The sequence below is a fragment of the Xenorhabdus sp. TS4 genome (assembly GCF_014467265.1).
Lineage (GTDB): Bacteria > Pseudomonadota > Gammaproteobacteria > Enterobacterales > Enterobacteriaceae > Xenorhabdus > Xenorhabdus ehlersii.
Window position 1 is genome coordinate 224,708 of record NZ_NKHQ01000024.1, and the last position, 13,263, is coordinate 237,970.

The following is a 13,263-nucleotide window of genomic DNA, read 5'->3' on the forward strand; positions in this document are numbered from 1 at the left end:
TAACATCAGACCATAAAAACCAAAAGTTATTGAAGGATATATTAGAAATTTATTTGAAGAAAACATAAATAATAAAGCATCGACAGCTAACGCCACAAATAAATAATAAGAAGATCGTCTATTTTTATTTATCCTTGTTTCGTCTATGTTTAACCTAATTCCATCCATATGCAAATATTCATCAAAGATCTTAAAATATTTAACATTTGAATAACCATCAGGATGGGATTTAAGTATTTTAACAACTTAAACTTGATTATTGCAATTTTTTACACCTAAAACTCTTTTACAATATAAGCGTTGCTTTTCTTTTTCAGCCAAATCAGAAGTGTCTTCATCAAATTCGTTATCATCAATAATTTCTTTTAATTTTTTAGGTATTCTTTCATCCAGAGAAAATAACCTATCAATAAGTACATTAGGATCTATTTGAAACATCCAAAAAATGAATTTAAAAACTAAAAATATAATTAATCCAGAAGCAATGCCATAATTTAATAATGTAACAATAAGAGATTCCATAATTCTTCCTTTTTACCATCTACTTTTCTACCAAGAGAGTCCTCTAAAAACCTTTTTCGCCCTCTCAGTTATGCACCCTATACGCAATACTCTGAAAGCCTTGCTACATCTGGCTTTACGGTAATTAATATGATATTCACTGACTGTATCCTCTGTTCACCCTCCTTTTTTACCCTAATGAAGAGAATGTATATTTGATGTATAGCTAAGAAATAACTATACATCTATTATTTTCTTTTAAATACAGATGGATACTTAAAATGATGCAGGGAATGCAGACTTAAATTCAAAAAGTTTATAGCGGGGATTTAAAGCCCCGGCATTCAGGCAATGACGGCAACCACTCTTCGGCTTCTTCCGACAACTCAACGTTATAAGAGTAACCTTTCTTGGTTCGCATTTTCCGATACTCCTTTTTGTATTCCAGCATAATTTTAGGTAGCGATTCGCCGAACTTGGTCAGTGTCAGAGGGCGTTCAAAGCCGTGCGCTTCCATAAAAGAAAGATACCAACTTAGCAGCAACAAAGACAGCGATCCCTTTGGTTCTTGCTACTAAATCCAGCCCATCGCCATGATTTGGTTCATCACACTGGCGGCAATGCCAGTCGCCATGATGGTTATCGTCGATAAAGTGGAAACGATCAGTGCCACCACATATCGGACAAGCACCGTGCTTACCCTTTGCGGGAACATCAACGCTACAAGCAGGTAACAGGCTTTGCCAACGATTGATGGCTGATGTTTTAACTGTTCGAATCACATCTAACGGGTGGCTTTTCTGATTATTATTTCCCTGACTCATGATCACTCGTCCTCTCCATTAACTGCCACATAAAGCGCATGGTAAACTTCCTGATTGATATCACAGGCCAGTGAAAGCAAATCATGTAGCTCTTCCGAACAATGCTGGCTGGCCTGCTCAAGAATGATTTCATATAAAGAGGTACATAAGCCCGCACGAAATGAAGCCTGACCTAACGGGTCGGATTTTCTGTATACAATGCAATTTAATAATTTATTCATCGGTGGCTGTGGAGCATGTTTCAACAGGGCGCGGTGAACTTCCTGATGAATGCCGTGTGCCAATGCAATCAGGTTATTTAAGTTGGTTTCGCAGCGTTCATCCTTGGCTTTTTTGGTAATGTACGTGAAAAGTGAAATCCCCAGACCTGCGCGATACAGCGCCTGTTTTAGTGAGATAGGTTTATTACTCATGGTATGCCCCCTGACGTGATACGAAGATCAGTGAGGACATACCAGCCAGCCGCTGAGTGCCGGATGCAATTAGGAATGTAAATTTTAGGCGAGTTTGGTTAGACTGTGTATCAGCCATAGCATTAGCTCCGATAATGTTGTGGTTAAACGCCTCGATAGTGTTGGTAGCACTTCGGGGCGTTGCTATTTTCTGCCTTGAATTCATCAAGGTGTATTTCACTTTATCCTTGAGCGAAATAAACGTCAATACTTTTTCCAGTTTACTTTTTATGTATAATGAAATACACCAAATCGTAGAGGATTCAGTAATGGCAACTGGTGCAAAGAATGCAAAATCACAAATGACTACTGTCCGCATACCACATGAAGTCATGGAGGATATGGAACAGGTTAAAACCAATGGTGAAAGCAATGCTGGTTTTATTGTTGCTGCAATGAAAGGTGAGATCAAACGCCGCCAGCGCAAAGCTAAATCATCATCGGAGTGAGAATAATCAATTAACCCTCTTAAAGAGGGTTGTCTCTCAAATTGATGGCTGCTTAAGCTTAAAGAGCCTCTATAGCTAATATCTACCATCACGCCCCCTATTCCCCAAAATTAAGTTGCTTTTAGAATGAGTTAGGCCGCTGCCAATCAAGACAGTTAATTTTTCCATGATGTTATTCTTTAATTGGAAGATTTACGGCTATATGGGTTATTTATATTTTCTACTATTGGCGGATTACGTACCCAATGCAGTAGATCACTAAGCAACCAAGCACAAGAATTGCGGCCTAATGGCTTACGGGCAGGGAAGCGGCCTTCATTTTCCAGTTTCCATGCTGACGTTCTGGAAATAGAGGTGATGTGCTGGCGTTCCTTTTCACGTATAAGACGATCGTAAGGTTCGCCATATTCAGAAAGGATAGCGCGGCGTTCTTCTGGTGTAGGAGTACTGTATTGAATGGTCATGTTACCCTCACTGTTTAATTGTTTTTGTGAGGGTATTTTACTTAATAGAAATTATTACGAAAGAAAGGCACATTTGTTACGTATATATCACAATGGTCATGCACAGAATGAAACTCATTAATTTCCATTATTGAGCTGCCCTTAATATAACCACATTTTCATAATTACCCGCCAATACATCTAATCGCTCACACCACTTGTTTAAAGCGTCCAGCTTCTCTGGTAGGTATTGGCTCTTGTTATATATAGCCATCACACCCGGTAATGTATGACCTAATAACAACTCAACAATATGGGGAGCTATGCCAATATTATTCAGCCCTGTTGAAAATGTTCGGCGTAAATCGTGCAATGTCCACGGTTCTGAGTGTTTGAAATCTTTATAGAGCCTACGTCCTTTTAATGATACTGATGCACGAGTTCGATCTTCACCCAATAATAACCCTGATTTACCCGTTTCTTTTTTTAACTCCATCAGCCAAGGTCTAATCGCCTCAGGAATTGAGCGCACTATTTTTTCACGGGTTTTGCTATGCTCTTTAGGTACTGTCCATATCCATGATTCAAAATCCCACTCAGGCCAACGAGAAAGCCTTGCTTCCATCGTTCGAGCACCAAACAAAACCAGAATTTTTAATAACCTCAAATAGTACGGATGCTGCTCATTGCCATATGTGCAACGCCAGACATCGGTTAACTCAGAATCAGACAAAACGCGATCACGCTGTCCTGCTGGTTGTCCTACGTCTTGAATGGTGAGAATAGCTAAAGCATCACTTGTGGCATAACGTCGGACTTTGCAAAACCTTAATGCTTGCTTTGAAATCTGAAACATTCTCCCAGAGGTCATAGGCTGTTTTTCACTTATTTCATCGAAACAGGTTACCCAGTGACGAGTTTCACACCGTGCAAGGGGGTAATGCCCCAATCGAGGGTAAATGTGTTTTCTTAGCTGCGCTCTTGTAAGTTCTTCATCCGTTCTTTTTGTTCGCGCATAATGCACCAGCCAATATTCTAATGCGTCCTCTACAGTTACAGGCTTTAGTGTTTCTTCTTTCCCTAATTCGAATTCTGTCCGGGGATCGAAACCTTCCGCTAGCCATCTTCTACACTGATCGCGTTTTTCCCTTGCCACTTTTAGGGAAATGTCAGGATAACGCCCCAGAGTTAGACGCTCTAACCGACTGCCTCGCCCACCATGACGATATGCAAATACCCAACTTAGTTGTCCACCTTTGGAGGCTTTAACACTTAATCCTTCACCATTTGCAAACATAGCCGGAGCATTTCTCTCAGCACCTAAAAGAGCTTTTAGCTTTTTGTCACTTAGCTTGTTTGTACCCGCCATTTCCTTACCTCAAAACATGACTTTTGAGTGATACACCGAGTGATACACCGTTCATTGCAACAGTCAAAAAAGACGCATAAACACTCAAACACAAAAGTAGTCTATTTGATTGATATCATAGGATAAAAAGGCAGGATAATGAAAGCGCGTAATAGCATAAAAACACGATGTCTTTTGCTTCTACAATATGTTTCTTCATTAATATAACCAGTTGATTTTATTCTAAATAATCACAAGTCAAACCAAAAAATGAATGTGACTATTTACATACCGCTCAATAGCATAAGCTTCATCGAGCGCATAAAATAACACTCTCTGCCATCAGAACAAACCTGTTCGTTAACATACAACCCAATTTTCTCACTGGCAGAAAAAACGGTAATTTTATTAAAATGAAGCAAATAAAGTTTGGCTAACAAAGATATTAATATGTTAATTTAAGTAAAATAGTAGAAAATCAGTATAATAGAAATTATGCAAAAAATTGCCTTATTCGCGTACATTCTGGCTCTGTTTAGTTTTGCTCAACCTGCAACAGCGCTGTCTGAGAATGAAGCTGAAGATCTCGCCGATCTGACAGCCGTCTATATCTATCTAAAACATGACTGCGGCTATAGCCAAATCCCAGATTTTCAAATTAAGCGTACAATTATCTATTTTGCCCAACGTAACAAGTGGGATCTCAGTAACTATGATAGTCAGTTAATGCAAGAACTAAATCAATTAGGTTACAAAGATTTAAAGGGAATCAACCTGCCTCATGAGGTTAAATGCCGTTCTCTTGCAAGGAACTCCCTCAGCCTACTCTCTTATATAAAATAATTCCTTTTGAATACTTCCAAGGTTAATTTCATGTTGAAACTAAGTGACAGCAATGTAAATTATTGGCTACTATGTGCAACCAATGCCGATGAAGATCACAATGGAGGAATAGCGGAACATGTCACAAAAAGAAATTTGGTATGAAACGTTGCATCCCAATTTCGGTCAGTATTTCGCTGTTGAAAACGTGCTTTATCACGATAAAACAGAGCATCAAGATCTAGTTATTTTTGAAAATACAGAACTAGGCCGCATCATGGCACTTGATGGTGTGGTTCAAACCACAGAGCGCGATGAATTTATCTATCATGAAATGATGGCCCATGTACCACTATTTGCTCATGGCCAAGCCCAAAAAGTGTTGATCATTGGCGGTGGTGATGGCGGGATGCTGCGTGAAGTTTGCCGTCATCACTATCTCGATAATATTACAATGGTAGAAATTGATGCTGGTGTAATCGAATTCTGCCGCCAATATTTGCCGAACCATAACGCGGGAGCCTATAATGATCCCCGTTTCAAGCTGGTGATTGACGACGGTGTTAATTTTGTCAAAACCACATCTGAAAAATTTGATGTCATCATTTCTGATTGTACTGATCCTGATGGACCAGGTGAAAGCCTGTTTACTTCTGACTTCTATGCAGGCTGCGCTGGTTGCTTAAACGAAGGTGGTATTTTTGTCGCCCAAAACGGTGTCTGTTTCTTTCAGCAGAATGAAGCCGTTAACAGCTATAAAAAGTTAAGCCACTATTTTACTGACAGCAGTTTTTATCAGGCAGCCATTCCAACCTATCACGGTGGGATCATGACATTTGCATGGGCAACCCAAAATTCTGCCTTGCGTCAGGTACCTCTGACAACGCTACAACAACGCTTTGAAGATGCGGCCATAACCTGCCGTTACTACACACCTGCCGTACATGCAGGAAGTTTCGCACTGCCGCAATACTTACTGAATGCCCTATCTGATCCCCCATAAACCGGGAGGTGAACTAAATTGCGCAAACTGAAATTGCACGGCTTTAATAATCTGACAAAAAGCTTGAGTTTCTGTATTTATGATATCTGTTATGCAAAAACGAAAGCCGATCGCGACAGTTATATCGCGTACATTGATGAACAGTATAATGCAACCCGCCTGACTGAAATACTCAGTGAAACCTGTTCAATTATTGGTGCAAACATTCTTAATATTGCTCGTCAAGACTATGACCCCAAAGGAGCGAGCGTTACCATTCTGATTAGTGAAGAACCCATTTCTGCCAAACGGGTGGATAATACGGAAAACCCAGGCCCACTCCCTGACTCTGTCGTCGCCCATTTGGACAAGAGCCACATCTGTGTGCATACCTATCCAGAAAGCCATCCAGATGATGGTATATGTACCTTCAGGGCAGATATTGAAGTATCAACCTGTGGTGTTATTTCTCCCCTTAATACTCTGAATTACCTGATTTATAAATTGGAATCTGACATTGTAACAATGGATTATCGCGTTCGTGGTTTTACCCGAGATATCAATGGCATAAAATACTACATTGACCATGAGATTAGCTCCATCCAGAATTATGTGACAGAAGAAATTCAATCTCAGTACCATATGATTGATGTGAATATTTTTCAGGAAAATCTCTTCCATACCAAAATGATGCTGAAAGAATTCGATCTGAATGAATATTTGTTCAATACCACAGCGGAAGAACTAAGCGAAATGGAAAAGAGAGAAATCACCCGTTTACTTAAAAAAGAGATACAGGAAATCTATTACGGCCGAAATTTACCCGATCTATAGATAATTGTATTCGACCTGATCTATTTGACTGGCAGAATATCAGTCTGCCAGTCATTCATTTTTTATCAAACATAGCATTCTTTATTTTGACGGCACACCTAACTCAGTGCTTGTGATAATTTTAGCGCCATAAATTGTTTTCAAATAATCAAGGGCGGCTCCATGATCAACGCCAGGAAAAACAATAAAGCATATCTGATGATGCAATAATATCGCTTCCTATATAGAAAAATATCCAATATTTTTTATAGGAGAATCTAGCATAATTCCCCCTACAAAGGGATTATGGTAAAATTTTTTTCATATCATTCACCATAAAATAACACATGAAATATAATAATGAAAATATATAAAATAACAGTGTAATTTCTTTATTAAACCCACCAGTTTCATTTAATAAAGAAAAAACACTATTTAATATCAATAAATATTTTTATTTTGTTATTGAGAATTAATAAAAACAGAATTCATCATTACGATATGGAGGTATAGAAATGGAAATAATAATAACCAATTGAAATCGATATGATTTAGCTGCCTTAAAATAAATTTTGTTATCTAACTAACAAATTTAGTTTATTTATTTGCATGAATTTTATTTTATGAACATTATGATATCTAAATGATTTATAATAAAACTCCCTACAACATACAATAAAAATGACTATAAAAATTGCTCTCATTGATGATCATGTTGTTGTCCGTTCAGGTTTTGCCCAATTATTGACACTTGAAGATGATATTATAATCGTTGGTCAATACAGCAGTGCCGATGAAGCATGGCCGGATTTACTAAGAAAAACGATTGATATCGTCATCATGGATATCTCCATGCCCAACGAAAGTGGCCTACAACTTCTGACCCGGCTTCGTCCCACCGGCCCAAATTTTCGTACGATCATGTTAAGTATTTATGACACTGCTGCGCTTGTACAAAGTGCGCTAGATTCAGGTGCGCGAGGTTATTTGACAAAATTTTGTGGGCCAGAGGAATTAGTACAAGCCGTCCGGTTAGTCCATCAAGGAAACATTTATCTTTGTGCTCATGCACTGAAAGCACTTCGCCAAAAACCTCAAGAAATTACAGCACTACACGCTCTGACACCAAGAGAAAGAGAAATTTTTACCTTATTAGTCAATGGGAGCAGTGTAAAAGTGATTGCTGAGCAACTTGAACTTAGTCACAATACAGTTCATGTTCATCGAGCCAGAATTTTAGATAAATTACAATGTAATACTACTATTGATCTAGTTCATTATGCCCTCAAGAATCAAATCATTATGACGAGTTAATCAATCAATGAATGAAAAATTTCTCTTCATTTTACAATCACTATTCCTCTGTCTATTTTATTCACTGATTTGGATTTCATTATGGGTAATTAGTTTTTATTTTCACAATAGTGGATTACAGGCGACACTATTTTTACCCCAAGGGATACGTTTAGTATTTATGATTTTACTGGGGCGGCGTTATCTTCCAATCCTTCTGATGAGTGAAACCAGTATATTGCTATGGCTAAAAAGCGAGCAACTTATTATATATCCAATCATTCTGCTTTCACCATTTATTAGTGTGATCACTGCACTAACTATTCAAAAGATATGGTGGAATTATTCTCTTTATTGGCAACAGCTTTCTATCTTGTTGGCAGGCGTTATCATTAATAGCCTTTTACAAATCTTGTTTTTAAGCTTTTCGTTGCCCGATCAAATCAGCTTTATTTTTCTCTCTTCCTTAACTGGCGGATTTTTACTCTCCCCATTCATCTATCTGATTTATGTTTATTTATATGAGAAATATTGGAAGAATCAGCATACTAAAGCTGATATACCCGATCCACAATTAAGAATATCCTTGCTGATATGGTGTTTCCTGTTTAGTTTTCTGGGAATAAGTGGCCAATATCTTCTATCCTCAGAAATAGAATGGTTACTATCAATTTTAGTCTTTATTCCTAATATATTTATGGCTTATCATTATGGTTGGCAAGGCGGTGTTCTCTCCGCATTGTTAGGAAGTTTACTCGTCACTTCTGCCCGTCAATTCAATGGTTCATTCAGCGAATTACAGGAATTGGAGATTTTTTTAACCACTCAGGCTTTATTAGGGATAGGGCTTGGTATTGCCATCAGTCGCCAGCAACAATTGGCAGGTAGCCTAACCTATCAAAAACAGTTGGCAAATAATTTAAACCGTTATCGTGAACGATTAGAAAAAGAGTTAGCAACACGCCATATTTTGATGCAAAAATTAGTACATACAGAAGAAGATATCCGTAAAAATATTGCCAGAGAACTTCATGATGCCATTGGACAAAATATAACTGCCATTCAAATTCAATCTATGCTAATAAAACGAACTTCAACGTTAGCATTAGCTCATAACTCTGCCGAACAGATTAATCACCTCTCCCAACAAATACATCAAACAACTCGTCAACTGCTGCGTGAACTTCGCCCACCTGCACTTGACGAAATGTCTCTTGAGCAATCAATTAATCACTTAATAAATGAGTTTGCTTTTGAAGAACAAAACATTTTCTGCCATTTTGATTACCAGTTACCACACACTCCCAGTGATAACACGATCACTCTGACACTTTATAGGCTGATTCAAGAATTACTGAACAATATCAGTAAACATGCTAACGCCAACCAAATAAACATTACATTAAAGCAAAAAAGAAATTTAATCGTACTTCAGGTTGGCGATAATGGTATTGGTATTATTGATGATAAAAAAAATACGGGATTTGGGCTTAAGGGTATTGAAGAACGTGTCCGGGCGCTTGGAGGCCATTGGAGGCTCAAAATCCAACAAGGAACCCATGTCATTATATATTTACCAATAGATTCAGGTAGTGATACTGCATAACAAAGTATCCTCTTTGGGACGACTAAAGCAACAACGACTACTCGTATCTTTTTTATGGAGGCACTTATGCAAGGCACCAGCCATGAGCAAATATCACAACATTATCGTTATTGGCGAAGCCATTTGCTCATGTCAATGATTATAGGCTATGCCACATTCTACCTAACTCGCAAAAGTTTAAATGTAGTTATGCCAACCATGCAGCTGGAATTGGCTCTTAATAAAACTGATATTGGATGGATAACCAGTTTATTTTACCTTGCTTATGGCAGTTCAAAATTTTTTTCCGGCATTTTTCATGATCATACTGGTTATCGCTGGTTCATGGGGGTAGGGCTATTAATGACAGGAGTACTGAATATTATTTTTACCTTCTGCTTATCACTGCCTTCCTTACTATTTGTCTGGACATTGAATGGCTTTTTTCAGGGATGGGGATGGCCAACATGTGCTCGACTTCTCACTCACTGGTATTCTCGTAATGAGCGAGGTTTCTGGTGGGGCTGCTGGAATATATCCATCAATATAAGTGGTATTTTTCTGCCATTGTTGTCTGCACTTTTAGCAAATTATTATGGTTGGCGCGCTGCATTATTCGTTCCTGGACTCATTAGCATTGTGCTTGGCATTTGGTTATGCCGGAGAATACGGGGAATTCCACAAGAACATGGTTTACCTAGCGTAGGGCATTGGCGACAAGATACTATGGAGCTACGACAAGAACGGTTGTCTTTACCCATGCCCATAATAAAAATCTTAAAGGAAACCATTTTATTCAACCGTACCATCTGGCTCCTTGGTTTTTCTTATATTCTCATCTATTTCATTAGGATCGCAATTAATGACTGGGGTAATTTATGGTTATTAGAAAAACATGGAGCTAATTTACTGAATGCCAATGCCACTCTATCACTATTTGAACTGGGAGGGTTATTAGGTGCTCTTTGTGCTGGATGGGGCTCTGACTTATTATTTCGCAGTCAACGTACACCAGTGATTCTACTATTTTCTCTCGGTCTTTTCTTTTCTATGGCCGCGCTCTGGTTAATTTCTATAAATAATTATTTACTATTATCTCTCTGTATTTTTAGTATTGGTTTTTTTGTATTTGGTCCCCAGATGTTAATTGGCCTTTCAGCAACTGAACACTGCCACAAAAAAGCGGCAGGTACGGTAACTGGATATTTAGGATTGTATGCCTATTATGGTGCTGCAATTGCTGGTTGGCCATTAAGCCAAATCATTGACCACTATGATTGGACAGGCATGTTTGCCTTGCTGACTCTTGCAGCCGCTGTGATGGGGTTATTACTGATGCCAATATTAATGACTGACGTCAGTAAAGAGTATAAAACATACTGATAACAGAATTACCTCCCTGTAGTGTTCAAGTAAATTGAACACTGCACTATTAAAACAACTCTATATTATGAATACAATAAAATTTGCAGATCCACAAAGCTCAGGTACATCCGATACATTACTGTATGCAGGCATTGCTACCCCCATTACCGCCATTTTCGGGTTATTGATTGCCTATATCGTGGTACACAGCAATTCCGCGGCAAAAAAATCATTGAGTTCACTACCATGCTCTGTTTTGCCGTTCCCGGTACAGTAACAGGGATATCTTATCTCCTGGCTTTCAATAACACGCCATTCTATATCACGGGTACAGCATTCATTATCATCATCTCCATGACGATGCGAAATGTACCCGTTGGCATTCGAGCTGGTATTGCAGGACTTGGGCAAATTGATAAATCACTGGATGAGGCCTCTCTCAGCCTGCGAGCAGGTTCAATGAAAACAATTTTGCATATTCTGCTACTACTCTTACGTCCCGCTATTTTATCTGCATTGGTTTACAGCTTTGATGATGGTGACTGGCATGGATAAACGCTGCTATTGCAAGTTAATGCTACTCAACTGCAACCAAAACATAAATCGCTTGTTCTGCCTATCAAATCATCAATAAACCCTGTAAAATCAGCTATGCTTTCTAGGTATGTCACACCGCAAAAGACCATTCATTTCACTTCTAATAAATAGGTTTTACTAATGCATCAGTCTGATGTTGTTAATCGCTCTCTTTTTTCGTTAAGTTGGCCGATTTTCATTGATATCTTTCTGCATATGGCGACGTTATTAATCAATACGTATATGGTCAGCCATATTTCTTCTGCTTATCTTGCTGCAATGGGAGTGGGTAATCATGTTTTTGATCTCTTTATTACAATTTTTAACTTCATCAGCGTAGGTTGCAGTGTTGTCATTGCACAATATTTGGGATCAGGGAGACGTGATAAGGCTAGTCAGGCTATTCACATTTCCATTGCTTTTAATTTTGTGCTGGGTTTCAGTTGTGCTCTGATCACGGTGTTCTTCGGTTATAAGATCCTGCATATCATGAACCTGCCCGAAAATCTGATGAAAGATGGGTTCGCTTATCTGCATGTTCTTGGTATCTGTCTGATACCCGAAGCGATTTCGATTATTCTGGCAGCCTGTATGCGGGTTTATGGAAAGTCAAAATCGGCCATGTATGTCACGCTAATTGCCAACCTGCTTACCATTGTCGGCAATATGATCGTGCTGTATGGATTCTTTGGATTGCCTCAATATGGACTCGAAGGCGTGGCTTGGTCTACGGTATTTGGTCGTACTGTCGCTGTTATTTTGCTCTGCGGATTACTGTTTTGTGGTTTGAAGATCAAGTTCGAGCCTAAATTGTTCGTGAACTGGTCTAAGAATATATTGGGCAAAATCCTGCATATCGGCTTACCCGCCGCAGGTGAAAATTTGGTGTGGATCCTGCAATATATGACTGCACAGGCGTTTATCGGCCTGATGGGTGAAATGTCTCTGGCCGCGCAAACACTGTACTTCCAGCTATCTCTGTTCATTATGTTGTTTGGCATCTCTATCAGCATTGGCAATGAGATTATGGTAGGTCACCTTGTTGGGGCAAAGCGTTTTGAAGATGCCTATCTTCGGGGGCTGAAAAGCCTGAGAATTGGTGTGATTGTTACTGTAGGCATCGTCTTAATGTTCTGGATTTTCAGGGAACCGCTTCTCTATGTCATGACGGAAGATCAAAAGATTGTTGAACTTCTGTTACCCTTGTTCCTGCTCTCAGTCTTTTTGGAACCAGGACGTACTTTCAACATTGTGATGGTCAATGCCCTACGTGCTTCTGGTGATGCCCGTTTTCCACTCTATACCGCGTTGATTTGTATGTGGGGAATATCTATTCCCGTCGGTTATTTTTTGGGTATTACCATGGGTATGGGGATCTTGGGGATCTGGATAGGGTTCTTCTGCGACGAGTGGATCCGCGGGTTAGTGAACTCTTGGCGTTGGAAGTCTAAAAGATGGCAAACCAAGCGATTGGATGTCTAATTAAAAAATAACAGCAAAAAATGCCATAAGTCTATTTGTGGCATTTTAATTTCAATCAAAGGTGGATTCAACTAATAAGTGCAATGGTAACTTGAACAATTTTCTCATTAAGAATTAAAAATAATTCACCAAGTATTTATCTGATAATTTAATTTCAGGACTGTTACGAAATAAAAATAAAAAAATTGGGCTGTTTCCATTTTATTTTTATCAATGACACGATTCTATTCTTTTTTATTAATCCCAAATCCATCGTAAAATAAGGCTTACCAATTAGGTATTGATTTGTCTTTATTTCTCATCGGAAAGCAGGATTAAACTATGCATC

Annotated in this window: 13 protein-coding genes and 3 pseudogenes; 9 read left to right on the forward strand and 7 right to left on the reverse strand. The window is 38.7% G+C overall.

Features of this window, described 5'->3' with window-relative positions:
* Nucleotides 1-246: 246 nt before the first annotated feature.
* From Xets_RS12405 to Xets_RS12425, 5 genes and pseudogenes are all read right to left on the reverse strand, one after another.
* The gene (locus Xets_RS12405; protein ID WP_187651756.1) at nucleotides 247-522 is read right to left on the reverse strand and encodes a hypothetical protein; all 276 of its coding nucleotides are present in this window, start codon (nucleotides 520-522) and stop codon (nucleotides 247-249) included.
* Between the two features lie 295 nt (nucleotides 523-817).
* Nucleotides 818-1,018, reverse strand: a complete 201-nt coding sequence (locus tag Xets_RS12410) for a primase-like DNA-binding domain-containing protein (RefSeq protein ID WP_255430621.1) — start codon at nucleotides 1,016-1,018, stop codon at nucleotides 818-820.
* A 7-nt stretch (nucleotides 1,019-1,025) separates the two neighbouring features.
* Nucleotides 1,026-1,325 (reverse strand): annotated as a pseudogene (locus tag Xets_RS12415) (primase-helicase zinc-binding domain-containing protein); the annotation flags it as partial.
* Nucleotides 1,326-1,327: 2 nt separating this feature from the next.
* A complete protein-coding gene (locus tag Xets_RS28680; protein WP_370588231.1) occupies nucleotides 1,328-1,738 on the reverse strand; it encodes a hypothetical protein in 411 nt (136 codons plus the stop codon).
* Nucleotides 1,731-1,985: a hypothetical protein gene (locus Xets_RS12425; protein WP_187651757.1), complete on the reverse strand. Its 255-nt coding sequence runs from the start codon at nucleotides 1,983-1,985 to the stop codon at nucleotides 1,731-1,733. Before Xets_RS12425 ends, Xets_RS28680 begins: the two co-directional genes overlap by 8 nt.
* 61 nt (nucleotides 1,986-2,046) lie before the next feature.
* On the opposite strand from Xets_RS12425, the pseudogene Xets_RS12430 reads away from it, so the two are divergent.
* A pseudogene (locus Xets_RS12430) lies at nucleotides 2,047-2,220 on the forward strand (YlcI/YnfO family protein); the annotation flags it as partial.
* 185 nt (nucleotides 2,221-2,405) lie between these two features.
* On the opposite strand, the gene Xets_RS12435 reads toward Xets_RS12430, so the two are convergent.
* Both Xets_RS12435 and Xets_RS12440 read right to left on the reverse strand, forming a co-directional pair.
* Nucleotides 2,406-2,690 carry an AlpA family transcriptional regulator gene (locus Xets_RS12435; RefSeq protein WP_187651759.1) on the reverse strand — a complete coding sequence of 95 codons (285 nt, stop codon included), beginning with the start codon at nucleotides 2,688-2,690 and terminating at the stop codon, nucleotides 2,406-2,408.
* Between the two features lie 127 nt (nucleotides 2,691-2,817).
* Nucleotides 2,818-4,038 carry a site-specific integrase gene (locus tag Xets_RS12440; RefSeq protein ID WP_187651760.1) on the reverse strand — a complete coding sequence of 407 codons (1,221 nt, stop codon included), beginning with the start codon at nucleotides 4,036-4,038 and terminating at the stop codon, nucleotides 2,818-2,820.
* Nucleotides 4,039-4,512: 474 nt separating this feature from the next.
* Between Xets_RS12440 and Xets_RS12445 the strand changes: the two genes are divergently transcribed.
* From Xets_RS12445 to Xets_RS12480, 8 genes and pseudogenes are all read left to right on the forward strand, one after another.
* The gene (locus Xets_RS12445) at nucleotides 4,513-4,860 is read left to right on the forward strand and encodes a YacC family pilotin-like protein (protein ID WP_099131550.1); all 348 of its coding nucleotides are present in this window, start codon (nucleotides 4,513-4,515) and stop codon (nucleotides 4,858-4,860) included.
* Between the two features lie 118 nt (nucleotides 4,861-4,978).
* The gene (speE, locus tag Xets_RS12450; RefSeq protein WP_187651761.1) at nucleotides 4,979-5,842 is read left to right on the forward strand and encodes a polyamine aminopropyltransferase; all 864 of its coding nucleotides are present in this window, start codon (nucleotides 4,979-4,981) and stop codon (nucleotides 5,840-5,842) included.
* Nucleotides 5,843-5,860: 18 nt separating this feature from the next.
* On the forward strand, nucleotides 5,861-6,655 hold the full coding sequence (gene speD, locus Xets_RS12455; RefSeq protein WP_099131548.1) for an adenosylmethionine decarboxylase: 795 nt from the start codon (nucleotides 5,861-5,863) through the stop codon (nucleotides 6,653-6,655).
* A 660-nt stretch (nucleotides 6,656-7,315) separates the two neighbouring features.
* Nucleotides 7,316-7,948: a response regulator transcription factor gene (locus Xets_RS12460; RefSeq protein ID WP_099131547.1), complete on the forward strand. Its 633-nt coding sequence runs from the start codon at nucleotides 7,316-7,318 to the stop codon at nucleotides 7,946-7,948.
* Nucleotides 7,949-7,955: 7 nt separating this feature from the next.
* Nucleotides 7,956-9,533 carry an MASE1 domain-containing protein gene (locus Xets_RS12465; RefSeq protein WP_099131546.1) on the forward strand — a complete coding sequence of 526 codons (1,578 nt, stop codon included), beginning with the start codon at nucleotides 7,956-7,958 and terminating at the stop codon, nucleotides 9,531-9,533.
* Between the two features lie 66 nt (nucleotides 9,534-9,599).
* Entirely contained in the window at nucleotides 9,600-10,895 is a 1,296-nt protein-coding gene (gene uhpC / locus Xets_RS12470) for an MFS transporter family glucose-6-phosphate receptor UhpC (RefSeq protein WP_370588232.1), read from the forward strand.
* Between the two features lie 112 nt (nucleotides 10,896-11,007).
* Nucleotides 11,008-11,408 (forward strand): annotated as a pseudogene (locus tag Xets_RS12475) (ABC transporter permease subunit); the annotation flags it as partial.
* Nucleotides 11,409-11,594: 186 nt separating this feature from the next.
* On the forward strand, nucleotides 11,595-12,935 hold the full coding sequence (locus Xets_RS12480) for an MATE family efflux transporter (RefSeq protein WP_099131544.1): 1,341 nt from the start codon (nucleotides 11,595-11,597) through the stop codon (nucleotides 12,933-12,935).
* The last annotated feature ends 328 nt before the right edge of the window (nucleotides 12,936-13,263 follow it).

Excerpts from the sequence above, each read along its gene's own strand:
- Xets_RS12405 (WP_187651756.1), bottom strand. The coding sequence starts at position 522 with ATGGAATCTCTTATTGTTACATTATTAAATTATGGCATTGCTTCTGGA.
- Xets_RS12410 (WP_255430621.1), bottom strand. The coding sequence starts at position 1,018 with ATGGAAGCGCACGGCTTTGAACGCCCTCTGACACTGACCAAGTTCGGC.
- Xets_RS28680 (WP_370588231.1), bottom strand. The coding sequence starts at position 1,738 with ATGAGTAATAAACCTATCTCACTAAAACAGGCGCTGTATCGCGCAGGT.
- Xets_RS12435 (WP_187651759.1), bottom strand. The coding sequence starts at position 2,690 with ATGACCATTCAATACAGTACTCCTACACCAGAAGAACGCCGCGCTATC.
- Xets_RS12440 (WP_187651760.1), bottom strand. The coding sequence starts at position 4,038 with ATGGCGGGTACAAACAAGCTAAGTGACAAAAAGCTAAAAGCTCTTTTA.
- Xets_RS12445 (WP_099131550.1), top strand. The coding sequence starts at position 4,513 with ATGCAAAAAATTGCCTTATTCGCGTACATTCTGGCTCTGTTTAGTTTT.
- speE (WP_187651761.1), top strand. The coding sequence starts at position 4,979 with ATGTCACAAAAAGAAATTTGGTATGAAACGTTGCATCCCAATTTCGGT.
- Xets_RS12460 (WP_099131547.1), top strand. The coding sequence starts at position 7,316 with ATGACTATAAAAATTGCTCTCATTGATGATCATGTTGTTGTCCGTTCA.
- Xets_RS12465 (WP_099131546.1), top strand. The coding sequence starts at position 7,956 with ATGAATGAAAAATTTCTCTTCATTTTACAATCACTATTCCTCTGTCTA.
- uhpC (WP_370588232.1), top strand. The coding sequence starts at position 9,600 with ATGCAAGGCACCAGCCATGAGCAAATATCACAACATTATCGTTATTGG.
- Xets_RS12480 (WP_099131544.1), top strand. The coding sequence starts at position 11,595 with ATGCATCAGTCTGATGTTGTTAATCGCTCTCTTTTTTCGTTAAGTTGG.